This is a genomic window from Nonomuraea sp. NPDC049129, assembly GCF_040648495.1.
Classification (GTDB): Bacteria; Actinomycetota; Actinomycetes; order Streptosporangiales; family Streptosporangiaceae; genus Nonomuraea.
In genome coordinates this window covers 46,342-70,243 of the sequence record NZ_JBEZDU010000026.1, presented here as the reverse complement: position 1 = coordinate 70,243, position 23,902 = coordinate 46,342, and the positions used below count along the sequence as shown (strand labels likewise).

General features: G+C 69.8%; 17 protein-coding genes. 8 read left to right on the top strand and 9 right to left on the bottom strand.

The features are described 5' to 3' along the window. Window positions 1-65: 65 nt before the first annotated feature. The 3 genes from AB0B64_RS48820 to AB0B64_RS48810 form a co-directional block, all read right to left on the bottom strand. Window positions 66-1,391 (bottom strand): sigma-70 family RNA polymerase sigma factor, encoded by a 1,326-nt coding sequence (locus tag AB0B64_RS48820; protein WP_357952981.1) that lies wholly within the window; start codon window positions 1,389-1,391, stop codon window positions 66-68. A 173-nt stretch (window positions 1,392-1,564) separates the two neighbouring features. Beyond that, window positions 1,565-1,912, bottom strand: coding sequence for a hypothetical protein (locus AB0B64_RS48815; RefSeq protein WP_357952980.1), 348 nt, complete (start codon window positions 1,910-1,912; stop codon window positions 1,565-1,567). 46 nt (window positions 1,913-1,958) lie between these two features. Then, window positions 1,959-3,095, bottom strand: coding sequence for an AMP-binding protein (locus tag AB0B64_RS48810; protein ID WP_358194579.1), 1,137 nt, complete (start codon window positions 3,093-3,095; stop codon window positions 1,959-1,961). 48 nt (window positions 3,096-3,143) lie between these two features. On the opposite strand from AB0B64_RS48810, the gene AB0B64_RS48805 reads away from it, so the two are divergent. From AB0B64_RS48805 to AB0B64_RS48790, 4 genes are all read left to right on the top strand, one after another. Beyond that, a complete protein-coding gene (locus tag AB0B64_RS48805) occupies window positions 3,144-4,088 on the top strand; it encodes an o-succinylbenzoate synthase (RefSeq protein ID WP_358194573.1) in 945 nt (314 codons plus the stop codon). Next, complete coding sequence (menD, locus tag AB0B64_RS48800) at window positions 4,085-5,743, top strand: 2-succinyl-5-enolpyruvyl-6-hydroxy-3-cyclohexene-1-carboxylic-acid synthase (protein WP_358194566.1); 1,659 nt, start codon at window positions 4,085-4,087, stop codon at window positions 5,741-5,743. Before AB0B64_RS48805 ends, menD begins: the two co-directional genes overlap by 4 nt. 239 nt (window positions 5,744-5,982) lie before the next feature. After that, window positions 5,983-6,219 carry a hypothetical protein gene (locus AB0B64_RS48795; protein WP_358194556.1) on the top strand — a complete coding sequence of 79 codons (237 nt, stop codon included), beginning with the start codon at window positions 5,983-5,985 and terminating at the stop codon, window positions 6,217-6,219. Beyond that, window positions 6,216-6,413, top strand: a complete 198-nt coding sequence (locus tag AB0B64_RS48790; protein ID WP_358194550.1) for a hypothetical protein — start codon at window positions 6,216-6,218, stop codon at window positions 6,411-6,413. Before AB0B64_RS48795 ends, AB0B64_RS48790 begins: the two co-directional genes overlap by 4 nt. 2 nt (window positions 6,414-6,415) lie before the next feature. Here AB0B64_RS48790 and AB0B64_RS48785 read toward each other — a convergent pair whose 3' ends face one another. The 4 genes from AB0B64_RS48785 to AB0B64_RS48770 form a co-directional block, all read right to left on the bottom strand. Further along, window positions 6,416-6,766: an STAS domain-containing protein gene (locus AB0B64_RS48785; protein WP_357952970.1), complete on the bottom strand. Its 351-nt coding sequence runs from the start codon at window positions 6,764-6,766 to the stop codon at window positions 6,416-6,418. Between the two features lie 633 nt (window positions 6,767-7,399). Further along, a complete protein-coding gene (locus AB0B64_RS48780; protein WP_357952968.1) occupies window positions 7,400-9,475 on the bottom strand; it encodes a beta-galactosidase in 2,076 nt (691 codons plus the stop codon). Next, a complete protein-coding gene (locus AB0B64_RS48775) occupies window positions 9,415-11,871 on the bottom strand; it encodes a glycoside hydrolase family 3 N-terminal domain-containing protein (RefSeq protein ID WP_358194534.1) in 2,457 nt (818 codons plus the stop codon). Before AB0B64_RS48775 ends, AB0B64_RS48780 begins: the two co-directional genes overlap by 61 nt. A gap of 10 nt (window positions 11,872-11,881) precedes the next feature. After that, a complete protein-coding gene (locus AB0B64_RS48770) occupies window positions 11,882-14,494 on the bottom strand; it encodes a glycoside hydrolase family 78 protein (RefSeq protein ID WP_358194525.1) in 2,613 nt (870 codons plus the stop codon). Between the two features lie 357 nt (window positions 14,495-14,851). On the opposite strand from AB0B64_RS48770, the gene AB0B64_RS48765 reads away from it, so the two are divergent. After that, complete coding sequence (locus AB0B64_RS48765) at window positions 14,852-15,856, top strand: LacI family DNA-binding transcriptional regulator (protein ID WP_358194516.1); 1,005 nt, start codon at window positions 14,852-14,854, stop codon at window positions 15,854-15,856. A 77-nt stretch (window positions 15,857-15,933) separates the two neighbouring features. Here AB0B64_RS48765 and AB0B64_RS48760 read toward each other — a convergent pair whose 3' ends face one another. Continuing rightward, window positions 15,934-17,553, bottom strand: coding sequence for a DUF4038 domain-containing protein (locus AB0B64_RS48760; RefSeq protein WP_358194500.1), 1,620 nt, complete (start codon window positions 17,551-17,553; stop codon window positions 15,934-15,936). A gap of 74 nt (window positions 17,554-17,627) precedes the next feature. Next, a complete protein-coding gene (locus AB0B64_RS48755) occupies window positions 17,628-19,427 on the bottom strand; it encodes a substrate-binding domain-containing protein (protein WP_358194492.1) in 1,800 nt (599 codons plus the stop codon). A 362-nt stretch (window positions 19,428-19,789) separates the two neighbouring features. On the opposite strand from AB0B64_RS48755, the gene AB0B64_RS48750 reads away from it, so the two are divergent. The 3 genes from AB0B64_RS48750 (at window position 19,790) to AB0B64_RS48740 (ending at window position 23,893) form a co-directional block, all read left to right on the top strand. Then, complete coding sequence (locus tag AB0B64_RS48750) at window positions 19,790-21,538, top strand: DUF5605 domain-containing protein (protein ID WP_358194479.1); 1,749 nt, start codon at window positions 19,790-19,792, stop codon at window positions 21,536-21,538. 193 nt (window positions 21,539-21,731) lie between these two features. Then, window positions 21,732-21,929 (top strand): hypothetical protein, encoded by a 198-nt coding sequence (locus tag AB0B64_RS48745; protein WP_358194470.1) that lies wholly within the window; start codon window positions 21,732-21,734, stop codon window positions 21,927-21,929. A gap of 254 nt (window positions 21,930-22,183) precedes the next feature. After that, the gene (locus AB0B64_RS48740; protein WP_357952955.1) at window positions 22,184-23,893 is read left to right on the top strand and encodes an IlvD/Edd family dehydratase; all 1,710 of its coding nucleotides are present in this window, start codon (window positions 22,184-22,186) and stop codon (window positions 23,891-23,893) included. Window positions 23,894-23,902 lie beyond the last annotated feature (9 nt).

Below are 23,902 nucleotides of genomic sequence, written 5' to 3'. Positions count from 1 at the left end.
CGAAGGCGGTCCGCTGGAGACATGACGAAGCCCCGGCACGAGGAGTGCCGGGGCTTCGTCGCGGATCAGCTGGCCCAGTCGAGCAAGGGGCGGGTATTGCTCGGGTGGCGCAGCTTCGAAAGCGATTCCTTCTCGAGCTGGCGGATGCGCTCCCGGGTCAGGCCCAGGTGCTTGCCGATCTCGTCGAGTGTGTGCGGTTTGCCATCGACCAGGCCGAAGCGCAGGGCCATGATCTTCGCCTCACGCGGCGTGAGGTTGCCGAGCACGCCGCGCAGCTGGTCGCCCAGCAGCTGGCGGTCGACGATCTCCGACGCCTCGGGGGAGTCGACGTCCTCGATGAGGTCGCCGATCGTGGTCTCGCCGTCCTCGCCGATCGTCGCGTTGAGCGAGATGGGCTGGCGGCTGGTGCGCAGCAGCTCTTCGATCTGGTCAGGGGTCTTGTCGAGCTCGATCCCCAGCTCCTCGGGCGTGGGCTCGCGGCCCAGCCTCTGGTGCATGTCGCGCTCGATGCGCGACAGCTTGGAGAGCATCTCCAGCACATGTACGGGCAGGCGGATCGTCCGGGCCGAGTCGGCGAAGCCGCGCTGTATGGCCTGCCTGATCCACCACATGGCGTACGTGGAGAACTTGAAGCCCTTGGTGTAGTCGAACTTCTCCACGGCCCTGATCAGGCCCAGGTTGCCCTCCTGGACCACGTCGAGCAGGGACATGCCGCGGTCGGTGTACTTCTTGGCGACCGAGACGACCAGCCGGAGGTTGGCCTCCAGCATGTGGTCCTTGGCCGCCCTGCCGTCCTCGATGACCAGTTCGAGGTCGTCACGGGCGGCGGGGGACAGGTCCGGGTCGGTCTCCAGCTTGTACTCGGCGTACAGGCCGGCCTCGATCCGCCTGGCCAGCTCGACCTCCTGTGCGGCGGTGAGCAGCGTACGGCGGCCGATCGACTTGAGGTAGGTGTGGACCGAGTCGCCCATGACCGACTGGTTGTCGTCGAGGTCGATCGTTTCGGACTCCAGCTCGGCGTCGTCCGGGGCCGTGGCGTCCGGGCCCAGCGCGAGCTCGTCGGGGGCGTCCTCATCCTGTGCGGCGGATTCCGTCTTTGGCTCCGCGGCCTTCGAGCGGGTAGAGTTCGCTCGCTTGGTCGTGGTCTTCGTCGTGGTTTTGCGGGTGGCCTTGCGCGAGGGCGCCCGCCCGAGGGACGGCTCGTCCTCGGCGGCGAGACTGACACCCGCCTCGGTGAGCTCGCGCAGGATCGACCGGCCGTCCGAGGGGCTGATGCCGGCTTCGGCGAACGCGTCACGCAGCTCCGCCAAGGAGAGGTGACCCTGAGCTCGCCCTCGGTCAATCAGCTGGTCGAGGGTCGTGGGTGGGGTCGCCACGGCGGTTCGGGGCATGAGGACACCTCCTCCATACGGAGTCGAATTCGATCAGACCAAGATTGTGGTGGGGCGGCTGCGGCCGCTCGGCGCACCAGTATCAATAACGCCGTTCAGCGTTATTTGTTCCCGGAGGGACAAAAAAGGGGGCGGACCGCCCTAAAGGTGACCCACCCCACACGCGAGGAGCGTCACTCCCCGGTGGTGAACTCGCCTGGCTTCACCTCGGGCATCGGCATGGGCTGGGCGTCCTCCATGCGCTTGTCCGTCCAATACTCGATGACCTTCTGCGGGTCAGGGTTGAGCTCCTTGGACACGACGCTGCCATCACTCGGCGCGGGCGAGACGGTCAGCTCCGAAAGCTGATCGTTCTGGACGGACGGCGGCTGGGCGGACGGTTCCTTCTCCACCACTGCTCTGGTCTCCCTGCCGACCCTCTCGAGCCTGCCCGCCGAGGCGGCCGCCGCGACTGAGACTCCGCCGACGAGGATCACACCGACGACCGCCGCGGATGCCCACATCTTGCGGGTCTGGTTCATGAAGGCTCCCTCCTTGCTCTCCTCCATAAGACGCACCCGCAACTCATCAGGTTCCTGTCCTAAGGCTAACGAGATCCGTTTTACCATTCGCTAGCAGCGGCAAACGGGACATCAGTCGCAGTTGGCGCGGCGCGGCGTAGGCGGGGAGCCGGTCGGCGGAGTAGGCGCGGAGCTGGTCCAGCGTGGGCGGGCCCGCGGGGTCGGCGGGCACCACGACGGCCACCACGATCTCGCCCCATTCGGGGTCCGGCCGGCCGATCACGGCCACGTCGGCCACCTCGGGGTGGCCGCCGAGCACCTCGGCCACCGAGGCGGCCACCACCTTCTCGCCGCCGGTGTTGATGACGTCGTCGGCCCTGCCCAGCACGCGCAGCCTGCCTCCGGTCAGCTCGCCCAGGTCGGAGGTGACGTACCAGTCGCCGTCGAAGGGGGCGGGCTCGCCGAAGCGGTAGCCGGAGAAGAGCACCGGCCCGGCGACGCGGATGCGCCCGTCGTCGCCGATTTTGAGATCTACATTGTAAAGGGGCTGGCCGTCGTACACGCAACCGCCGCTCGTCTCGCTCATCCCGTACGTCGTGAACACCCGAGCACCGAGCGCCCGAGCCTCGGCGACCAGGCCGGCCCGCGGGGCGGCGCCGCCGAGCACGATGGAGCGGAACACCGACAGGTCGGCGTTCAGCTCGACCAGCCGGTGGAGCTGGGTCGGCACCATCGACACGTGGTCGGCGCCCGAGGTGAGCACCTCGTGGGGGTCGAAGCGCGGGTGGATGATCGGCTCGCTCTCGCAGAGCAGGGCGCGGACCAGCACCTGCAGGCCCGACACGTGGGAGGGCGGCAGGCAGCACAGCCAGCGCTCGCCCTTGACCGCCTCCAGGCGGCGCAGTGAGGAGGCCGCCGAGGTGCGCAACGCGCTGGCCGACAGCATCACGCCCTTGGGCGCTCCCGTGCTGCCGCTGGTGGCGATGACCACCGCCACGTCGTCGGGCACGCCCTCGCCGTCGTCCTGGCGGACGCCGTTGACGTGCGTCGGACGGAGCGCGCCGGCGGCGCTTCCGGCGGGCAGGGGGAGGATCGCCGGGCCGTCGCCGGACAGGGCGGCACGGATCGCCGCGAAGAGCTCGGGTCCTGGAGGTCCGACCACGGCGTGCAACGGCCGGTCCGGATGCGACGGCTTCCTCAACATGCTCGTAAGGTTAATGGCGACAGGTCGGTCAGCGGTGCAGGGAGGGTCGTGACGCGTTCTCCCGTGCAATTCCGGGCTCCCGTCGTCTTCCGGGTCGCGATGCGCACCCGTTTCCGTGGTCAGACCGTCAGAGAAGGCGTTCTGCTGCACGGTCCGGCCGGTTGGGGCGAGTTCTCGCCGTTCCCCGAGTACGGTCCGCGCGAGTGCGCCCGCTGGCTGGCGTGCGCCCGCGAAGCCGCCTTCGAGGGCTGGCCGGAGCCGGTGCGCGACAGTGTGCCGGTCAACGCGACCGTGCCCGCCGTGGCCGCCGAGCAGGCCTTCGAGCTCGTACGCGGGTCGGGCTGCGCCACGGCGAAGGTCAAGGTGGCCGAGCGGGGTCAGACGTTCGCCGAGGACCTGGCCCGGGTGGAGGCGGTGCGTGACGCGCTCGGCCCGGCGGGCAGGCTGCGCGTCGACGCCAACGGCGCCTGGGAGATCGGCGAGGCCGTACGCCACCTGAAGGAGCTCGACCGCTTCGACCTGGAGTACGCCGAGCAGCCGTGTGCCACGCTCGAGGAGCTGGCGGCGGTGCGGCGGGCGGTCGACGTGCCGATCGCGGCCGATGAGTCGATCCGGCGCGCCGAGGACCCGCTGCGGGTCAGGGCCGCGGAGGCGGCCGACATCGCGGTGGTGAAGGCGCAGCCGCTCGGCGGGGTGCGTAACGCGTTGCGGGTGGTGGAGGCGTGCGGGCTGCCGGCGGTGGTGTCGAGCGCGGTGGAGACCTCGGTGGGGCTGGCGGCGGGGCTCGCGCTGGCCGCGGCGCTGCCGGAGCTGCCGTACGCGTGCGGGCTGGGCACGATGCCGCTGCTCACGGGTGATGTGGTGGACGATTCGCTGGTGCCCGTGGACGGGCGGCTGGCCGTGCGACGTCCTGCGGTGAATTTTCAGCTTTTGTCGGCATTTGAGATTGAATCTCCGTCGTGGCTTCGCCGGATGCAGGAGGCGTCACTGTGAACCCCGCTACCGCGCTGGCCACGGTCCTGGTCGACGAGCTGGTGCGCTGCGGCCTCACCGACGTCGTGATCGCGCCCGGCTCGCGCTCGGCCCCGCTGGCGCTGGCGTTGCACGCCGAGTCGCGGGTGCGGCTGCACGTGCGCATCGACGAGCGGTCGGCCTCCTTCCTGGCGCTCGGGCTGGCCAGGCGTGCCGAGCGGCCGGTCGCGCTGATCTGCTCGTCCGGCACGGCCGCCGCCAACTTCCATCCGGCCGTCGTCGAGGCGAGCGAGTCGGGCGTCCCGCTGCTCGTGCTCACCGCCGACCGCCCGCCCGAGCTGCGTGGCACCGGCGCGAATCAGACGATCGACCAGATCAAGCTGTACGGCTCGGCGGTGCGCTGGTTCGCCGAGGTCGGCGTGCCCGAGGACCGGCCGGGGCAGGTGGCCTACTGGCGGTCGCTGGCCTGCCGGGCCTACCAGCGCGCCGCCGGGCCCGCCGCTCCGGGGCCGGTGCACCTGAACCTGGCCTTCAGGGAGCCGCTGATCCCCGACGGCGACACCTCGTGGTGTGAGTCGCTCGACGGCGACGCCAACGGCCCCTGGGTGCGCGCCCGCGTCGCGCCGCCGCCCATCGCCCTGCACATCCCGCCGACCAGGCGCGGCGTGCTCGTGGTCGGCGACGGCGCCGCGAACGTCCGCCGCTACGTCGCCGCGGCCGGCATGGCGGGCTGGCCGGTGGTGTCGGAGCCGAACGGCGGCGGACGCTACGGCGACCACGCCGTGTCCACCTACCACTATCTGCTCGGCACGCCCGAGTTCGCCGACGCGCACCGCCCCGACGTGGTGGTCACGCTCGGCCGTCCCGGGCTGTCGCGGCCGCTGCTGTCGTGGCTGCGGCGGGCCGGGGAGCACATCGTGGTCGCCACCGACCTCGATCGCTGGCCCGATCCGACCCGGTCGGCGACGCAGGTGGCGCAGGCGGTGGAGATCCCGGTCGCCTCGGGTGACGACACGTGGCTGCACGCCTGGCGGCAGGCCGATCAGGCGGCCAGATCGGCCATCGACGAGGTGCTCGACGCCTCGGGCACCAGCGAGCCCCGGCTGGCCCGCGACCTGGTCGACGCGATGCCGAACGGGGCGCTGCTGTTCTGCGGCTCCTCGATGCCGATCCGCGACCTGGACCAGGCGATGCGCCCCCGGCGGGGGCTGCGGCTGCTGGCCAACCGGGGCGCGTCGGGCATCGACGGGCTGGTGTCGTCGGCGATGGGGGCGGCGCTGGCGCACAACGGGCCGTCGTACGCGCTCATGGGCGATCTGTCGTTCCTGCACGACCAGAACGGCCTCATCCTGGGTCCCCGGGAGCCGCGGCCGGACCTGTGCCTCGTGGTGGTGAACAACGACGGCGGCGGCATCTTCTCGTTGTTGCCGCAGGCTGCGGTGAGGGATCCGTTCGAGCGGGTCTTCGGTACGCCGCACGGCGTCGATCTCGGTTACGTGGCCGCTTCGACGGGCACCCCGTACCAGCTGGTGGAGGATCTGTCCGACCTGCCCAAGGCGCTGCGGGGAGAGGGGCCGCGCCTGGTGGAGGTGCGTACGGACCGCGAGGCGAACGCCGTGGTGCACGCCCGGCTGCGCGAGGCCGCCCATGCCGCGGTCCGGGACTGTATGACCTGATCCGTCAGGTGGGTGATTCCCGGTGATTTGGCCGGTCTTCGCGTCTCCTGCGGCTGAGGGATCCGAGTCTCCTACGGCGGTGGACACCGAGCTGGCTCATGCGCGCGCCGTGGCGGCGGCGCCAACGGTATCGGGGCGGGGGGTCGCGGAGGCGTTCGTCGCTCTGGCCGACACGCTGGTCACCGGTTCCGACGCGGCCGACGGGTCTGCTCGCCGAACGTTGCGTGGAGCTGCTGGGTGTGGACGCCGCAGGGCTGCTGGTGACCGATCAGCCTGGGGAGCTGCGGCTGATGGCCGCCTCCGGCGAGCGGGCCCGGTCACTGGAGCTGTTCCAGCTGCGGTACGCGCAGGGGCCCTGCCTCGACTGCGTCGGCGGCGGCGAGGTCGTGCACTGCCCGGACACGGACGGCGCCGAGGCGCGCCGGAGGTGGCGCGCTTCGCCCAGCAGGCCCGCGACCATGGGTTCGCCGCGGTGAGCGCGCTGCCCATGCGGGTGCGCGAGGAGGTGATCGGCGCGCTCGACCTGTTCCGCGAGGCGCCCGGCGACCTGCATGCCGACACCGTCGCGCTGGGGCATGCCCGTGATCGCAACCGGCGGCTGGCGGAGGTGGCGCGGGAGGTCGTGTCATACGGGGGCGACCTTGACGACCCATCCCTGGGGCGCCGTTAGTCCTATAGGGGTTTGTACGGCGGCGGGTCTGTGGGGAACTGGCGGTTGAGCCCGGTGATCAGGAGTAGCCGGTCGATCTGCGGTGGGACCCCGGACAGCAGCAACGGTATGGCGTTGCGCCGCGCGTGGTCTTGAATGCTCACCAGAGCGCCCAAGCCGGCCGCGTCGATGAACGACAGCCCGCTCAGCTCCATGACGACCTCGTCGATCTTCCGGTGTCCGTTGGAGGTCTCCCTCAGGATGTCGAGCAGGTGGTCACGCAGCACCGATGTGGTGGCGATGTCCAGCTCCCCGGAGACGTGCACGATAACTTTCGCCCCCTGACGGTTCGTCGTCAGGTGCAGTGGCTCCATGCGCTCGGCTCCCCTGTTGTGTTCCCACACTGGAACATCTGCCGACTGTGGGAGCCTTCTGGGGTATGCCCGGCCGCCAACTTCGACACCTGACGTGGCGCGGGGTCCGGACGCCACGAGGAATCGCAAATGCGATTTGCACCAGATGTGTGGATCATCACTTTGTGTAACTGTGTGCTTCCAGAACGAAGTGTACAAGTCCTTTGGCGCTCGTAGGGTCAAGAGCTGTGATATCAGCCAGAAATGATGACCACAGTTCACCAACTGCTCCGACGGGCGCCTCTGGAGCTTGCTGTAGGCCTGGGGGAATTCCACGCGAGGGAGCCTTCCGGCACCCGCCGCGCAGGCGGTTGGAGGCCCAGTCGGCGCCGGTCAGGCGGGGTTCATGGGCGCGGCGCCACGCATGGCCTCCTGCGTGGCTTTGATCAGCCCGTCCGAACTCGGCTTCGCCTCGATGGTCAAACCGCGAGGATGACGCGGTTCCGGCGAAACAAAACCGATCGGTTTACGAGGGTGTTTCCAGGTCATACCCGACCCCGCTCAGTTCGCTGAGAGCGTCCGTCGCCCGGTCGAGGAGCCCGGACAGCGGGGTCGTCCCGTCGCAAGGACCTCACGCGGTGCGTACCCTCACGATCATGTTTCCAGCAGGACGCGCACGTCCCAGGGGCCGAGCCGTACCTGTGCGCCGGGCTCGTGCCCGATGTCGTCGAGCACATCGCGCACTGCGACCGGGATGGTCACCGTCGTCTCCTGCCAGGTCCAGTTGTGCAGGAAACGGACCCGGCGGCCGTCCGTGGCGGTGGCGCCGGTGCAGGTGACGCCGGTCGGCAGCAGCCCCCAGGGTCCGGCATCCGGCAGCAGCCAGCGGAACAGGCTCTCGCCCAGGGCGGGGTTCGGGATGGTGCCGACGTAGGTGATCCGGCCCTGCCCATGGCGGTGGGTGGTGACGGCGGCGAACCGCCCGAAGTGCGGGTGGTCATAGGCGGCGAGAACGTCGGCGCCGTCGGTGTGCAGCCCGTCCGCCCAGCGGGTGCCGGCCGCGCCTTCGGGCAGGGTCAGCGGCGAGCCGTCAGAGGCCTGCAACGGCAGCTCCGCGTCGAGGTTGCTGAACTCGTCGTACCAGGCTCCGGCGGCGTCGGCGAGGCGGGCGGGCTGGACGTCGCGGCGGGCGCGGGCCTCGTGGTCGGCGTAGCAGGACCGCGGCCCCAGGACCAGGTGCCCGCCTGCACCGGCGTAGGCGGCCAGCCAGTCCAAAGTGGCGTCGCCGGCCACGTACAGTCCGGCGGCCACCAGCACCGGGTGCTTGTTGGCCATTTCGGCCGGGTCCTCGGCAACGGCTTGCCCGGCGTGCAGCACTCGCGTCTGAAGGCCGGCGTCGAACGCGCCCCGGTAGAAGGCGTCGAAGATGGCGTCGTACGAGCGCCCGTCCGGGCCGCCGTCGGATGTGGCCAGGGCCGGCTGGGCGATCATGGCCCACTTGCTGGGGTGGGAGTACAGCATCGCGACGTCCGCGTCCGGCGTCAGATTCGCGACCAGGTCGCCGGCCCGCTCCAGCTCGACGCCGATGCGGGCGATCTCCCGATAGGTGCGGCCGGGGCGCCCGCTGTGGGGCAGCACGCCGCCCCAGTAGGTTTCACTGCCGAACACCAGCGTCCGCCAATGCCAGTACTCGACCATGGACGCGCCACGGGCGACGAGCGCCCAGGCGGCCTGGCGCCACTGCCCGTCGTATCCGGGCTGGTTGACCCAGGACGGGCCGATGGCTTGGGCGTTGGTCTCGGTGACGAGGAACGGCTCCTGGCGGGAGGAGTACATCCTGTCGGCCGCTCGGTAGAACGCCCACGTGTCCTGGCTCGCCCAGTTCTGGCCGCCGCCCCGCTGCGCCGGCAGGGCGAGAGCGTCCTGCATCCCGTAGTACGGGTTGCCGGTGGCGACGTCGAGCCGCCGGGTCAGGTCGTCGTCGGCGACGGCGGGCCGATCGTAGGCGACGCAGGTGGTGACGAACTGACCGGGGCGGCTGTACTCCCCGACGATTTCGGCCTGCCAGGCGATGAACTCGGTGACCTGGTCGACCTGGAAACGCCGCCAGGCCTGCTCGTACTGCGGTTGGGTGTTGCCGTCCGGCGTCCACAGATCGGCCCAGTCCGACAGCCGGTGCGACCAGTAGACCAGGCCCCACTCCTCGTTCAGCCTCCGCACGTCGCCGTACTGTTCGCGCAGCCGGTTCACGAAGCGCTGGAAGACGCCGTGGTTGTGCAGCAGGTGCAGGCCCGGCTCGTTGTCGACCTGGTAACCGATGACGGCTGGGTGATCGGCATAGCGCTCGACGACCTTGCGGATGACGCGCTCGGCGTGGAAGCGGAACGCCGCGTGGGTGAAGTCCATTTCCTGGCGCGCACCCCAGCTCATACGCTGCCCGGTCGCCGCCTCGCCGGCGATCTCCGGGTAGAGGCGGGCCAGCCATGGCGGCGCGGCGTAGGTGGGCGTGCCGAGGATGACGCCGATGCCGCGCTCGTGCGCGCCGTCCAGCGTCGGTTGCAGCCAGTCCAGGTTGAAGTGGCCGTCGTCCGGCTCCCAGGTGGACCAGACGGATTCGCCGACCCGGATGACGGAGAAGCGCGCCTCGGCCATCAGGTCAAGGTCGGTCTTCAGCAGTTCGGCGGGGTGGTATTCGGGGTAGTAGGCGGCGCCGAACAGTACTCGCGACATGCGGATTCCTTTGCGGTCGTGGTCTCGGACAGGAAGGCGCGCTCGCCGCTGGTGAGCACGCGGGGCTTGCCAATCAGCTCGAACGATCCGGTCAGCGCGCGGTCGTCGGAGTCGAAGCCGAGGAAGACCTCGACGGTGGCGGGTTCGACGGCGAAGTCGTGGGCCAGGTTGGTGCAGCCGAGCTGGGCGGCCGAGACGTGGAAGGTGAGGCGGCAGGACTGGCCGGGGGCGAGTTCGACGCGGTGGAATCCGGCGAGCTGCTGCGCCGGGCGCGTGACGCCCGAGGTGTTGATCCGCAGGTAGAGCTGGACGACCGTGGCTCCGGCGAGCGTTCCGGTGTTGGTGACGGTGGCGCTGATGCCTGCCGTGCCGGTCGTGTCCACCTCGGGATCGCATGCCAGGTCGGTGAGCGTGAAGTCGGTGTAGCTCAGACCGTGGCCGAAGGCGTACAGCGGCGTGGCCTCCATGTCCAGGTAGTGCCGGGGGATGTGGGCCGGGAGCGGGCTGCGGTAGCCGGTGCCTGCCTTCTGGTGGTGATGGACCGGGATCTGGCCGCTGTGGCGGGGGACGCTGTAGGGCAGCTTGCCACTGGGATTGACGGCGCCGAAGAGCACCTCGGCCACCGCCTTGGCCCCGTACGGCCCGCCGAAGGTGCTCACCACGATCGCGGCGGCGTCGCGTACCACCTCGGGCAGCGCGTAGGCCCGCCCCTGGACGAGCACCACCACGAGTGGCTTGCCAGTGGCGGCCACCGCTTCGGCGAGCCGGGCCTGAGCGGCGGGCAGCGAGATGTCGGCGGAGTCGCTGTCCTCTCCCTCGGTGCGTTCACCGGTGAACCACAGACTCGCGCCGCCCAGGGCGAGCACCACGACATCGGCTCCGCGGGCGGCTTCCACGGCCCGCTCCACCGCCTCCTGCCCCAGTGGCCGGGTCATCGTGCAGCCCGGCTCGGTCAGCACGTCGCCGGCGAATGCGGCGATCTCCTCGGCGAGCGGACGGGCTCCATAACGGTCGCGGGCCAGGGCCGCCACGTCCACCGGTGAGAACAGCCTGTCGAACCATGATGATTTGATCCCCTCGGCGCCCGCCATGGTGCCGTGTTCGCCGAGCTCCAGGCCGTTGACCGCCTCCCGCCACGCCGGATAGGTGTAGGCGGCGAACTGCCGGATCACGGCGTCGGCGTGCGGGCCGATGACCGCTACGGTCGGCCCCTCCTGAGGCAGGGGCAGGATGCCGTCGTTCTTGGCGAGCACCACCGACCGGCGGGCGAGCCGCTGCGACAGCGTCTCGCCCTCGCGCGCCACGGCGGTGATGTCGATGTGCTCCTGCGGATACGGGTTCTCGAACAACCCGAGCTCGAACTTGGCCCGCAGCACCCGCCGTACGCAGGCGTCGACGTCGCGCACGTCGAGCCGCCCCTCTTCCACCTCCGCGACGAGCGCGGACCCGTAGGCGAACGGTGTCGGGAACTCGACGTCCAGCCCGGCGGTGATCGCCAGCCGGCCCGCCTCGCCGGGGGTCGACGCGGCCCGTTGCCGGGTGACCACTTGTTCGAGGGTCGCGTAGTCGGCCGACACGAAACCGTCGAAGCCGAGTGTCCCGCGCAGCAGGCCGGTGAGCGTCTCCCGGGAGATGCCCGCCGGGACGCCGTCGATGTCGGCGTAGCCGTTCATCACCGACTTCAGGCCGGCGATCTGGATCGCCGCCTCGAAGGGGTAGGCGAACAGGTCCCGGGTCTGCCGGGAACCCGCCTCGAACGCCGACTGGTTGCGCCCGCCCGCCGTGACGGCATAGCCGAGGAAGTGCTTGCCCGTGGCGACCACGCCTTCGGCGAGGTCGGCGCCCTGCAGACCGCGGGTGAAGGCGACGCTGAACGCGGCCGCCAGGTACGGATCCTCGCCGTAGGTCTCGTGCACCCGGCCCCACCGGGGATCGAGCGCGACGTCCATCACCGGTGACAGCGCATGCGGCAGCCCTGTGCGGCGCATCTGGCGGCGGATGAGGTCCGTCATCTCCTCCACCAGCTCAGGGCTCCAGGTGGCGGCGAGCCCGATGGCGGTCGGGAAGACCATGTGACCGCCCGCGAGGAACCCGTTCAGCGCCTCGGCATGGAGCAGCGCCGGAATGCCGAGCCTGGTCCCCGTCACGAACCGATGCTGGATCGTTCCCACCAGGCGGGCCAGTTGAGCGGGGTCGTCGACGATCAGCTGGGCGACATGACCCGGCGGATTCACCAGCAGCTCCTCGGCGCCCTCCGCGGCTGAGCCGTCCGCGCGGACCAGGGACCACGGCATGACCGAGGTGAGCTGGCCGCACTTCTCCTCCAGGGTCATCTTCCTCAGCAACAACTCGGCTCGGTCATCGGCCGGCAAGCCGGTATCCCAATAGTTCGTCACTGTCGGTTCCTCAGTCGATGATGTCGATGAAGGTGTGGGTGCCCGGACCGGCGCTCTCGTGACGGCCGCTGGGCAGGACGACGGTGGCCTCGGTTCCGGCGGGCACGGCCAGGCGTAGGTGAAGAGCGCCGTCGTCGATCCGCCACCCGGCCTCGATCCGCCCGTACGGCGACTCGTGGACCGCCTCAGCCCAGGTCAGGCCGCCGCCGGGGCGAGGTCGTACCAGGAAGCGCCGGTAGCCCGGTTCGAGCAGCTCAAGTCCGGCCACGTAGCTGTGCAGGAACGAGACGACCGCGCCCTTGGAGTAGTGGTTCAGCGACGCGGTGGCCTCCCCGTCCGAGGAGATGCCGTCCCAGTGCTCCCAGACGGTGGTCGCACCCCGGTCGATCATGAGGAGCCAGGACGGCTCGGTGTCCTGCGTCAGCAGTTCGTAGGCGAGATCGAGGTGACCGGTGTCGGCCAGCACCGGCAGCAGGTACGGTGTCGCCAGGAACCCGGTGCCCAGGTGTGTGCCCGCCTCGCGTACGAGCTCGGCCAGCCGTGCCGCCACAGGGGGCCGCAGGGCATCGTCGACGAGATCGAAGGCCAGGGCGCGCACGTGATCGGCCTGCGTCAGCGGCCCGCCGGCGTACTCGGCCTGCCACGCGGCGCGGACCTTCTCGCTCAGATCGCGATACCGCTCCGCCTCCTGCCTCCGGCCGAGCACCTCGGCGATCCGCGCCGCCAGCCCTGAGCTGTACGCGTAGAAGGCGGTGGCCAGGGCTCCGTGGTCGAGCCGGGCAAGGTCGGCGATGTCGAGGTGTTCGCCGGGCGCGCACCATTCGCCCCAGTGTGCGCCCGTATCCCACAGATATTCCTCATGGGGCGCGGGAACGGCTGTTCGCGAGGGGTGCCGCCGGGTGCGGGCGAGGTGTTCGGTACGGTTCAGCCACGCCACGACGCTCGGCCACGCTTCGGCCAGGATCCGGGCGTCGCCGTAGGCCCGGTACAGCTCCCACGGCACGATCACGGCGGCGTCGCCCCACCCGGCCGATCCGTTGAGGTGGGCGGCCACGCTGCCCTGCGCGTCATGCGGAGAGCAGGGAACGATGTTGGTGACGGTCCCGTCGGGCCACTGGTCGGCGGCCAGGTCGCGCAGCCATTTGGTGGAGAATCCGGCCACGTCGAACAGGAACGCCGCAGTGGGCACGAACAGCTGCCAGTCCCCGGTCCAGCCGGCGCGCTCGCGCTGCGGGCAGTCGGTCGGGATGTCGCACGCGTTGCCGCGCAGGCTCCACACCACCGCCTCGTGCAGCCGGTTGATCCGTTCGTCGCTGCAGGAGAACCAGCCCGTGCGCCGCAGATCGGTGTGCACCACGACGCCGGTGACATCATGCGGCGTCAGGTCCTCAGGGTGGCCTTCGATCCGGACGTACTGGAATCCGTGGGTCGTGCGGCGTGGCTCGAAGACGTCACCGGGGACACCGGCCGAGATCACCTCGTCGATCTGCCCGGCCGGCAACGGCTCCGCGACGCCGGGCACCCACGGGCGCAGGTGGTCGGTCGTCACGTCGCCCGAGGCGTCGAGTGACTCGCCGTGGACCAAGCGGATCGTCGTCCCCATCGGGCCGAGCTCGGCCAGCCGGACCCAGCCGTTGATGTTCTGTCCCAGGTCGACGATCTGCCGGTGCTCATCCAGCCGCCGTACCGACACCGGCGTCAGCTCCTGCACCCGCCGCACGGGCGGCGCGGGGGAGCCGACCAGCTCATCGAGGCCGCGCGGGACGGTCGTGACCGGTAGCCATGCCGAGTCGTCGAATCCCGCCCGTGACCAGCCGCGCGGCAGACGGCGCAGATCCCACCGCTCCCCGGCGATCAGGTCGGCGGCCACCACGTGGCCTTGCGCGCCGCGCCACCCCGGCCCGGTGCCGAGCACCGTCACCGTGCCGTCGGTATGGGTCAGGTGCAGCTGCGTCAGCAGGGCCGGCCGCTCACCCCATTGATCGGCCACGCGGAAGTAGCCGATGAGGCCGCGGTACCAGCCATCGGCCAGGATGACGCCGAGCGCGTTGCGGCCCGGCTGGACAGCGGCCGTGATGTCGTAGGTCTGCACCTGCAGCCGGGTGCGGTACTGGGTGAAACCCGGCGCGAGTTCGGCGTCCCCGATCCGTTCGCCGTTGAGAAAGCCCTCGTAGATGCCGTGCGCCGTGCCGTACAAGCGGGCCGAGACGATGGGTGCGGCCACCTCGAACTCCCACCGCAGCAAGGTCGCGGGCCGCTCGCCGGGCGGGCCGCCCGGGCTCTCACCGGGGGTGATCCATTCGGCCTGCCAGTCGGCGGCGGCGAGCAGCCCCATCTCAAAGGCGGCCGGCGCCGACCACTCACTCTCGCCGGTGTCGGTCCATACCTTGACCTGCCATTCCACCTGTTCGGCCGAGCGCAACGGCGGTCCGGCGTAGGGCACCAGGACGCTTTGGGCAGAGGAGATCCGGCCGCTGTCCCAGCCGTTGCTCGTCCGGATCCGATAGGCGCTCTGTTCGGCGGCGCCCGCGGGCGGCCGCCATGACAGCCGGGGTTGGGTGACGCGGATGCCGAGCGTCTCGTCGAGGTGCTCGACACGCAGGGTTGTCGCAGGGGGCCTCATGTCACTTCCTGGTGCGATGAGTGAGGATCATGTCGCGGTACGCGCGCCTTCAGGGTTCACCGGAAGGTGCCGGGGCGGATGGGCGCGACGCCGTGGCGCTCGGAAGGGGAATCCGGATCATGTGCAACGTTCGACACGGCAGCGTATAGAGGCGATTTAAGCCCCGTCAAGGACCTTCTGGGTCGTTTAGGCAACGGTCTACACAGATCCGATACTCTTGCCCGTGTGGACAACGGCGCGGCCGACACTGCTCAGGGGAACGACAAGGCCGATCCGGGCCCTGGTTCAGGTGCCGGACAGACGGCGCGGCGCCGGGCACGAGGTGGTTCCGCGCCGCCGTCCTCCGACCCGCATCGCGTGACGATTCATGACGTCGCGCGTGAGGCGGACGTCTCGATGTCGGCCGTCTCGAAGGTGGTGCGCGACGCCTACGGCGTCAGCCCCGAGATGCGGGAGAAGGTCACCGCGGCGATCGAGAAGTTGGGGTACCGACCTCACGCGGGCGCGCGGGGCATGCGGGGGCGCTCGTACACGATCGGGGTCATGCTCACCGAGCTCACCTCTCCGTTCCAGCCGGAGATCGTCCAAGGGATCACCGGCGAGCTGGAGACCAGCCCGTTCCAGGAGATCCTCATCGCCGGCGGCACCACGCCCGAGCGCCATCAGCGCAGCATCGAGGCTCTCGTCGATCGGCAGGTCGACGGGCTCATCCTGATCCAGCCGTGGACGAGTCAGGCGTGGCTGGAGCAGCTCGCGTCGAGACTGCCCACCGTGGTGATCGCGCGCCACGGCCACACCTCCGTCTACGACACGGTTGTGGACGACGACCATGCGGGCGCGCGTCTCATGGTCGATCACCTCGTGGCTCTCGGTCACCGGAGCATCGCGCACATCAGCGCGCCGTCGCAGGACCTGCCGGAACCCTTCATCCTTTCCCACACGGCGCGCTGCCAGGGCTACGTCAAGGCCATGCGCCGGCACGGGCTCGAACCGTACGTCATCGAGAGCACATACTCGGAAGAGGGCGGCTATCGGGCAGCCGCCGAAGCGCTCGCCGGCCCCACTCCGCCGACCGCCATCTTCGCCGGCGCGGACATCGCCGCGCTCGGCGTGCTACGCGCGGCGGAAGAGCGCGGTGTCCGAGTGCCGGAGGACCTCACGGTGACGGGCTACGACAACATCTACGTCACGACGATCGGCCGGATCTCTCTCACCACCATCGATCAGTCGGGCAACCTCACCGGCGCGAGCAGTGCGAGGCTTCTTCTGGAACGACTCGACGGCCGCACGCAACCGGTCAACTACGTCGTGGCGCCGCGCCTGATGGCCCGCCACACGAGCGCGCCGCCGCCCCGGTCGTAACGGCCGGGCCGAGACGTCTGAAGCTGCTTCCTGCCCCGCTGCCTCATGGTCACCGCCTGGCGTGCAACGTTGTACGCTCATTCCTGTGAGGACCGATCGTCTTCGGAGCGAGCGACGAGGAGCCAGTCCCGGCCGTCCGGCTTCGCCGGGACGGCCAGCGTCCCGCCTACGGGCTCTGCCCGTTCCTCTTCGACGCGCCAGTGCCCCTCGCGTGGGTCGAACCAGTCCAACCTGTACGGCACCGCCCGCAGACCAACAAAATCGGCGCGGCCTTCCATGCGGTAGGTCTCCCCGAAGTGGGCCACAACGGTGGTCATGTCCTCGTCGGCGGACACAGAGGGTGCGTACATGTGGTTGTTATGGATGTACGTCGCACGGAAGCAGCAAGGGTCCGGACGCAGGCGTGACCAGCCGACCTCCTCATAGAAGCGGCGGAGGTGGCCGAGCTGCTCGGCGCCCGGGAGATCGACTCCCTCACGCCAAGGCATGTCGCCCCACATGCTCGCCCGCTCACCCGGCTCCCAGGCCGCGTTCCAGCAGCCCTGCGCGCCATAGGTGTAACCGCAGCATCCCGACTGCATGGCCCGGTAGGCGATCTGGCGGACCATGGTCTCCGTGACGGGGCGCCGCCCGGCGCGCTCGACCGTGAGCAGTCCTTCGTACAGGCTCTCGCCCTCCACCAGGGGCCGGCCGGGATGCGTGGCCAGGTGGGCGCGGTAGTGGTCCGTGGACAGGTCGAAGTCCCCGTGCGCGTGCTGGTTGAGCGTCAGGTCGAGCCAGTCCTCGTCCTGGTAGTAGGGGACGATCGGCCGCTCCGCCGTGGCGTGGGCGGTGATCGGGTGACGGTAGCCGTCGGCCGCGCGGATCGTCAGAGCCACCTCCCGCCACGCGTCGATCCGGTCTTGACGCAGCTCGGGCTCGTAGCCGGCGACCTCGCCTCCGAGCGTCCACACCACGGGGTAGGAGCCGTAACGCGCCACCACGTAGCGGGCGAACCGCTGGACTCCTTCGAGGTGACGGTCGATGACGGAGTACCACCCGAGCCCGAGGGCGTTGACGAGTCCTCGCTCGGCGATGTAGGCGAGCCGCAGGTCCACAGCCGTCTTGAAGTAGTCGACGTCGATGTCCTCGAACTCCCGGCCCTCCAGCCAATACGACGCCGTGCCTGCCCAGTCTGAGTCTGCTTTGTCGGTCACCATCAGGTTCGTCTGATAAACCGTGAAACCCTGCCTCACCCGCAGGTCGACCGTGTCCCGGAACTGCGAGCTCCAACCAGGCTTGTTGGCCTCGTCCCACCGCTCGCACATCAGCTGCCAGTGAGTGTCTCCGAGCCAGAAGAAGGGCGTGCCGTCAGCGTGTGCGAGGAACCGTCCGTCCGGTCCCCTGCGCAGGAAGCCGTGGCGGTAGATCGGCCGGTCTGTCTCCTCGAGCCGGCATTCCAGCTCCCCCGTTCTGTGGTGCAGCCCGTGGTCCGAGGTGTCGCCGCACGTCGTGCGGTAGCTCCAGCGGCCCGGGGCCGTCGGGGCGAAGCGTACCCGCCAGGTCCGTCCACCGTCCCAGAAGGCGGGCCGCCGCACCTGGACGTCGCCCGGCCCGGTGAAGACCACCTGTACGTCGAGGTCGCGATAGGGGTTGACGTGCTCGCGGGCCGCCTCGAAGGCGAGCTCGTTCGTCCACCAGGGGGTGGCTGTCGGCATGTGGGCTCCTCAGTGATTGAGCGGTCAGAGCAGAGCTGGGCCTGGTCGCGCCGGTCGGCGTTCCCGCGGTGCCGTCAGGTGCGGTCCCGCTCTGGCGGCGGGGCGCTCGTGCCGCGTACGACGAGCCGCGGGCTGATCACGTGGTGCACCGGCTCGACTCGGCCGGCGAGCCGTTCGAGGAGGAGCCGCGCGCTGTCCGCGCCAGTGGTCTGCGCGGACTGGTCGATCGTCGTGAGGGAGATTCGCCCGATCGTGGACATGTAGATGTTGTCGTACCCGACGACCGTGAGGACCTCCGGCACACGGAGCCCCCGCTCCTCCGCGGCCCGCAGGACGCCGAGAGCGGCGATGTCGGCACCTGCGAAGATCGCGGTGGGGGGAGTGGGACGAGCGAGCGCCTCGACCGCCGCTTCGTAGCCGCCCTGCTCGGTGTGGGAGGTGACGATGACGTCGGGCTCCAGGTCAAGCCGCCGCATCGCTTGCGTGTACCCGTCGGAGCGCAGCGTGTTGGACACCACGAACGGTCGCTCCAGGCCCCATGAGGACTGGCCGATGTGCACGATCCGTTCGTGTCCGAGGTCGACGAGGTGCTCGACCATGAGCCGGGTGCCTTCGTCCTCGTCGTCGACGACCGTGTCGTAGCTCGTCGAACCGCCGTGCCGGGCGACGACCACCGTCGGCACCCTCTTTCCGAGGTCCTCGAGCCACTCGGGGTCCATGAACGGTGAGATGAGGACGAGTCCATCGACCTGGCGGTCCAGCAGCGCCTCGATGCTTCGCCGCTGCAATCCGGGGTCGCTGCCGGCGTTGACGATGATCGGCTGAAAGGGGGTCGTCCCAAACTTGCCCGTCAACCCCTCGACGAGTTCGGGCTGGAAGGGCGAGGAGATCGCCGTCAGCGTGACACCGACGGTGTACGACCTGCCGCGCATGCCACGCGCTCCGGCGTTCGGCCGATAGCCGAGCTCTTCGATGGCGGAACTCACACGGGCGCGCATCTGCGGGCTCACGCCGTAGGCGTCGCGGAGCACCTTGCTCACCGCGGAGGGGGACACGCCCGCCTTGCGGGCGACGTCCTGAATCGTCGCGCGGCGCACGGCCTGGTCGTCGGTGGGCCCGCGTCCCCACGACTCGGGACGTTGGCTACGTGAGGTCTCCGCGGACTCACCGCCGCCGGCGCTCGCCACGTCGTGCGGCGAGACGCTGCTGCGGTCGTGTACCGGGTCCTGCCTGCTCGAATACGCCGGCCCATCCTGGGCCTGCGTGGCAGCGGGCTCGGCGAAGAGCGCGCGGACGAACTCTTCGATCGGACCCTTGATGTCGAACTCCGGGTCCAGAAGCCATTGGACCATCAGCCCGTCCTGCACCGCGAGCCAGAGGGCCGCCGCCCGTTCCGGATCGACCCCCTCTCTGAGGGTCCCCACCTCCGCGCACTCCAGGAAGTCGTTGCGCAGGCGCTCGCGGACACGCCGGTAGCGGTTGCTGAAGTAGTCGTGTGAAGGGTGGTCGGGCCGAGAAGCGGCCACTGCTGATTCGGTACGGAGTAGCGCGAACTCGGGCGAACGCCGCCACTCGTCGGCTGCCCTGTGCAGGAGCGCGACGAGCGCGTCGGGGCCACTCGTCCGGTCATCGGGTTCGGGCGACCCTCGTCGCTCTGTCTCAGTGTCCTGCCGCTCGATGAGGGCACGCAGCAACTCGTCCTTGCCCTTGAAGTAGTGGCGCAAGCCGGTGTGGGTGATCCCGGCCCGCTGGGCGATCTCCCGGAGGGAGGAGGCGGCGAAACCGCGTTCGGCGAAGCTGTCGAAGGCCGCGCGGAGGATGACGGCTCGCGTCGCCGAGGCGCGGGTGCTCATCGTGGGCATGCTCTCGGTCATGGCTCTAACTTTCCACCTGGAAGGCAAATCGCCGGTCGGGTACGAGTCGCCCTCCCCATTATGTGGGTGGACGGTGCGGCGAAACCTGCTGCTAACTCCGCGCGTTGCTGAATTGTGACCACTGGTCCGCAGGGGTCCCTTGACTCGTTTCAACGAGGTTCCTAGCCTCGGTGTCGATCGATGCACACGCTGAACGGCGGACCTCCCGGCAGGCAGCGCGACGTCCGCTTGAGCGTCATCTTCGCTGCATCGAGGCGATCAGCTGGGGTCACCGCTCACTTCGACGCGTCCCATCGATGTCGCGCGGGCCCGCTGACCACAGAGCGTGCCCGCCCACACGCCATTGTTCACAGGAGTTGGTAATGCCCTACGGTCCTTCATCCATCCTCGGCGACGTGCTCCGCGACGAGCGGGCCGCGGACGTGGTCCGCAAACACCTGCCCGGCCTCCAGCGCGACATGAGCGTGCAGTGCATGCACGGCACGCTGGAGCAGGTCACCGGCATCGTGGCAGGGATACGGACCAATCCCGCGGCCAAGGAGGCCTTCTACGCCGAACTGGCCACGGTCGCGGAAACGGCTCACCAGCCGCCGCCCCCTGCCGAGGCGCCGGCCGTTCCATCCTTGGATTACGAGTCCGCGGATGTGCCCATCGGCAGCGCCCGGCTTCTGCGGCAGGAGGGCGCCACCCAATGGCGGACGTTCGAGCTGGAACTGCACGGTCCGGCACACGGCAACCCGTTCACCGAGGTCACCCTGTGGGCCGAATTCCGCCTCGGCGAGCGCAGCCTCGCGGCACATGGTTTCTACGACGGCGACGGGGTCTACCGCATCCGGTTCCTGCCCGACGAGGAAGGCGACTGGACGTTCCAGACGTTCAGCAACGCCCGTTCCCTGGACGCGATCGCGGGGGAGTTCCGCTGCGGGCCGGCTGACAGCGGCGATCACGGTCCGGTCCACGCGCACCGGACCCACCACTTCCGCCACGCCGACGGCACCCGCTACCTCCCCGTGGGCACCACCGCCTACGCCTGGACCCATCAGGGCGACGAACTGGAGGAACAGACCCTCCAGACCCTCAGGAGCAGCCCGTTCAACAAGATCCGCATGTGCGTCTTCCCCAAGTCGTTCGTCCACAGCACCAATGAGCCGCCGCGCTACCCCTTCGAGGGCTCGCTCGATGACGGCTGGGACTTCCAGCGTCCCAATCCCGGCTACTTCCGCCATCTCGAGCGGCGCATCGCGCAGCTCGGCGCGCTCGGCATCCAGGCAGACCTCATCCTCTTCCACCCCTACGACCGCTGGGGGTTCTCCGACATGGGCGCCGCGGCCGACGACCGCTATCTGCGCTATGTGGTGTCCCGCCTGGCGGCCTATCCGAACGTGTGGTGGTCGCTGGCCAACGAGTACGACCTCATGTGGGCCAAAGACGTCACCGACTGGCACCGCTTCGCCGCCGTGATCGGCGAGCACGATCCGCACGGCCATCTGCTCAGCGTGCACAACTGGGTAGAGCTCTGGGACAACGACGCGTCCTGGGTCACCCACGCCAGCATTCAACGGGCGCCGGACGACACCGCCGAATGGCGCACCCGCTGGCGCAAGCCCGTGGTGGTCGACGAGTGCGGCTATGAGGGCGACATCGAATGGGGCTGGGGCAACCTCATGCCGCAGGAGATGGTGCGCCGTTGCTGGGAAGGCGTGGTACGCGGCGGCTACGTCACGCACGGCGAGTGCTTCCTGGCCGACGACGACGTTCTGTGGTGGGCCAAGGGCGGGGCTCTCAAGGGTGAGAGCACGCCCCGCATCCGGTTCCTGCGGGCCGTCCTCGACGAGTTGCCGGCCGACGTCGCCGGCATCGATCCATTGCCGGCCGACTTCGACGTCCCGGTCGGTGGTGTCGAAGGCCGCTATTACCTCGCCTACCTCGGCCACATGCAGCCCCGCCGGCGGACCTTCTCACTGCGCCCGGGGCCCCGCTACCGGGCCGACATCCTCGACACCTGGAACATGACCATCACCGAACTACCCGGCAGTTACGAAGGAGAATTCGCGCTGCCGCTGCCCGGCCGCCCCTTCCACGCGATCCGCCTGCGGGCGATCGAGGACTGACTCGATGAGCCGGCTTCCCAACCCGTTGATTCCCGCATTCAATCCCGATCCCAGCTGCGTCGTCGGCGGGAGCCGGGACGCAGGTCACGGCGCGGGCGTGCCAGCCGACGCTCGGCCGGTCATGGACAGTCCGGATGGCAGGGGATGAGGTCCTGCCGCGCATCGAAACGGACCATCCACCGCCCGGCCCGCCATGGACGGGAGCGGGCGACGCATCCGGCTGATCGTCGCCGACGAAGCAGGCGCCGAGACGCGCCTGGCCGAGCTCGACGGCCGCTTCTGGGCAGCCGAGACGGCGGCACCGTTCACGGGCCGAGTCGCCGGCATGTTCGCCGAGGAAGGCGTCGTCCGCTTCGCGCACTTCCGCTACCAGGGGGAAGGCCATTCATGAGGTGCCGTGCGGCGTGTCCGGGCCACGCCTCGCGGTGGCGAAGGCCATCCGCGGATCTCGCCCCCCGCACGTAGCGGCTGTGGCCGTTCTGGGCGGCGAAACCCGGGTTTCCGAACGTTAGACCCACGTTCCAGAAATCGAAACTTTTCCTCAACTGCCTCTTCCCTGGGCGGTGAAGTCTGAGCTAGTCTCGCCGCACGTTCCACAAAATCGATTTAAGTTCCAATAAATGGAATTTCTGGATGTGATAGCCCATGTGCCGCAGTTCTCGGTGGTACGCCGGCACCGACCGCAACGCCTACATTCACCGGGCATGGATGCGGCGAGGGCTGCCGTCTCGCGCCTTCGACGGCCGGCCGCAGATCGCGATCGCCAACACCGCCTCCGATCTCGTCCCCTGCAACATGCATCTGGATGAGGTCGCCGAGCATGTCAAAAGGGGCGTCTGGGAAGCGGGCGGTGTCCCGCTGAATCTTCCGGTGGTCTCGCTCGGCGAGACGCAAGTACGGCCGACCGCCATGTTGTGGCGCAACATGGCGGCGATGGCGACGGAGGAGATGCTGCGGGCCAACCCGATCGACGGTGTGGTGCTGCTCGGTGGCTGCGACAAGACCATCCCCGCCCTGCTCATGGCCGCCGCCTCGGTGGACCTGCCCGCGGTCGTAGTCCCCGGCGGCCCGATGCTCACCGGTCACTTCCGTGGCCGGCCGCTCGGCTGCGGCACTGACGTGTGGAGGCTGAGCGAGGAGGTGCGCGGCGGCAGGCTGAGCGAGGCCGAGTTTCTCCGCTCGGAGTCGTCCATGATCCGCAGCAAGGGCCACTGCAACACGATGGGCACCGCTTCCACCATGAGCCTGCTGGCCGAGGCGCTCGGCATGACCCTGCCCGGCCTGGCCGGCACCCCCGCCCCGGACAGCCGTCTGCTGGCGGGCGCCCACGAGAGCGGCGGCCTCGTCGTGGAGATGGTCGCCGCCGGACGCCGTCCCAGCGCCGTGCTCACGCGTGCATCGTTCTCCAACGCCATCGTCGCTCTGGCCGCGATCGGCGGCTCCACCAACGCCGTGGTGCACCTGCTGGCCATCGCCGGCCGACTCGGCGTCGAGCTGACGCTCGATGACTTCGATCGCACCGGCTCCGGCGTACCGCTGCTGGTCGACCTGCAGCCAGCGGGCCGGCACCTCATGGACGACCTGTACCGCGCCGGCGGCCTGCACGCGGTGCTGAACCAGGTCCGCGACCTGCTCGACCCCGAGGCGATCACGGTCACCGGCCGCCCCCTCGTCGATCACCTCGACGAGGTCACCATCCACGACGGCGACGTCATCCGTACCCGCGACCAGCCCGTGCTGCAGGACGCCGGCATCGCCGTGCTGTACGGCAACCTCGCCCCTGACGGCGCCGTCATCAAACCGGCCGCCGCCTCCTCCCACCTGCTCAAGCACCGCGGGGCCGCCCTGGTCTTCGACTCCGTCGAGGACCTGTACGCCCGCCTCGACGACCCCGACCTGGACGTCACCCCGGATTCGGTGCTGATCCTGCGCGGCTGCGGCCCCAAGGGCTACCCCGGCATGCCCGAGGTCGCCAACCTCCCCCTGCCTCCCAAGCTGCTCGCCCAGGGCGTCCGTGACATGGTCCGCATCTGCGACGGCCGGATGAGCGGCACCGCGTACGGCACCGTCGTGCTGCACGTCGCTCCGGAGGCCGCCGCCGGCGGCCCCCTGGCCAAGGTCCGCACCGGCGACATGATCATCCTCGACGTCCCGGGGCGGCGGCTCGACATCGACATCCCCGACGAGAAACTGGCCGCGCGCGAACCCGCTCCAGCCGCCGTGAACGCCTTCGCCCGACCGTCCCGCGGCTGGCAGCGCCTTTACCTCGAAACGGTCCAGCAGGCCAATACCGGTGCCGACCTGGACTTCCTCGTCGGCTCCAGCGGCGATCACGTGCCGCGTGAATCTCACTGAAAGGACAGC

What these genes read in the sequence shown, in the direction of transcription:
- AB0B64_RS48820 (WP_357952981.1), bottom strand. Translation starts at nt 1,391, where the DNA reads ATGCCCCGAACCGCCGTGGCGACCCCACCCACGACCCTCGACCAGCTG.
- AB0B64_RS48815 (WP_357952980.1), bottom strand. Translation starts at nt 1,912, where the DNA reads ATGAACCAGACCCGCAAGATGTGGGCATCCGCGGCGGTCGTCGGTGTG.
- AB0B64_RS48810 (WP_358194579.1), bottom strand. Translation starts at nt 3,095, where the DNA reads ATGTTGAGGAAGCCGTCGCATCCGGACCGGCCGTTGCACGCCGTGGTC.
- AB0B64_RS48785 (WP_357952970.1), bottom strand. Translation starts at nt 6,766, where the DNA reads ATGGAGCCACTGCACCTGACGACGAACCGTCAGGGGGCGAAAGTTATC.
- AB0B64_RS48780 (WP_357952968.1), bottom strand. Translation starts at nt 9,475, where the DNA reads ATGTCGCGAGTACTGTTCGGCGCCGCCTACTACCCCGAATACCACCCC.
- AB0B64_RS48770 (WP_358194525.1), bottom strand. Translation starts at nt 14,494, where the DNA reads ATGAGGCCCCCTGCGACAACCCTGCGTGTCGAGCACCTCGACGAGACG.
- AB0B64_RS48760 (WP_358194500.1), bottom strand. Translation starts at nt 17,553, where the DNA reads ATGCCGACAGCCACCCCCTGGTGGACGAACGAGCTCGCCTTCGAGGCG.
- AB0B64_RS48755 (WP_358194492.1), bottom strand. Translation starts at nt 19,427, where the DNA reads ATGACCGAGAGCATGCCCACGATGAGCACCCGCGCCTCGGCGACGCGA.
- AB0B64_RS48750 (WP_358194479.1), top strand. Translation starts at nt 19,790, where the DNA reads ATGCCCTACGGTCCTTCATCCATCCTCGGCGACGTGCTCCGCGACGAG.
- AB0B64_RS48745 (WP_358194470.1), top strand. Translation starts at nt 21,732, where the DNA reads ATGGACGGGAGCGGGCGACGCATCCGGCTGATCGTCGCCGACGAAGCA.
- AB0B64_RS48740 (WP_357952955.1), top strand. Translation starts at nt 22,184, where the DNA reads ATGTGCCGCAGTTCTCGGTGGTACGCCGGCACCGACCGCAACGCCTAC.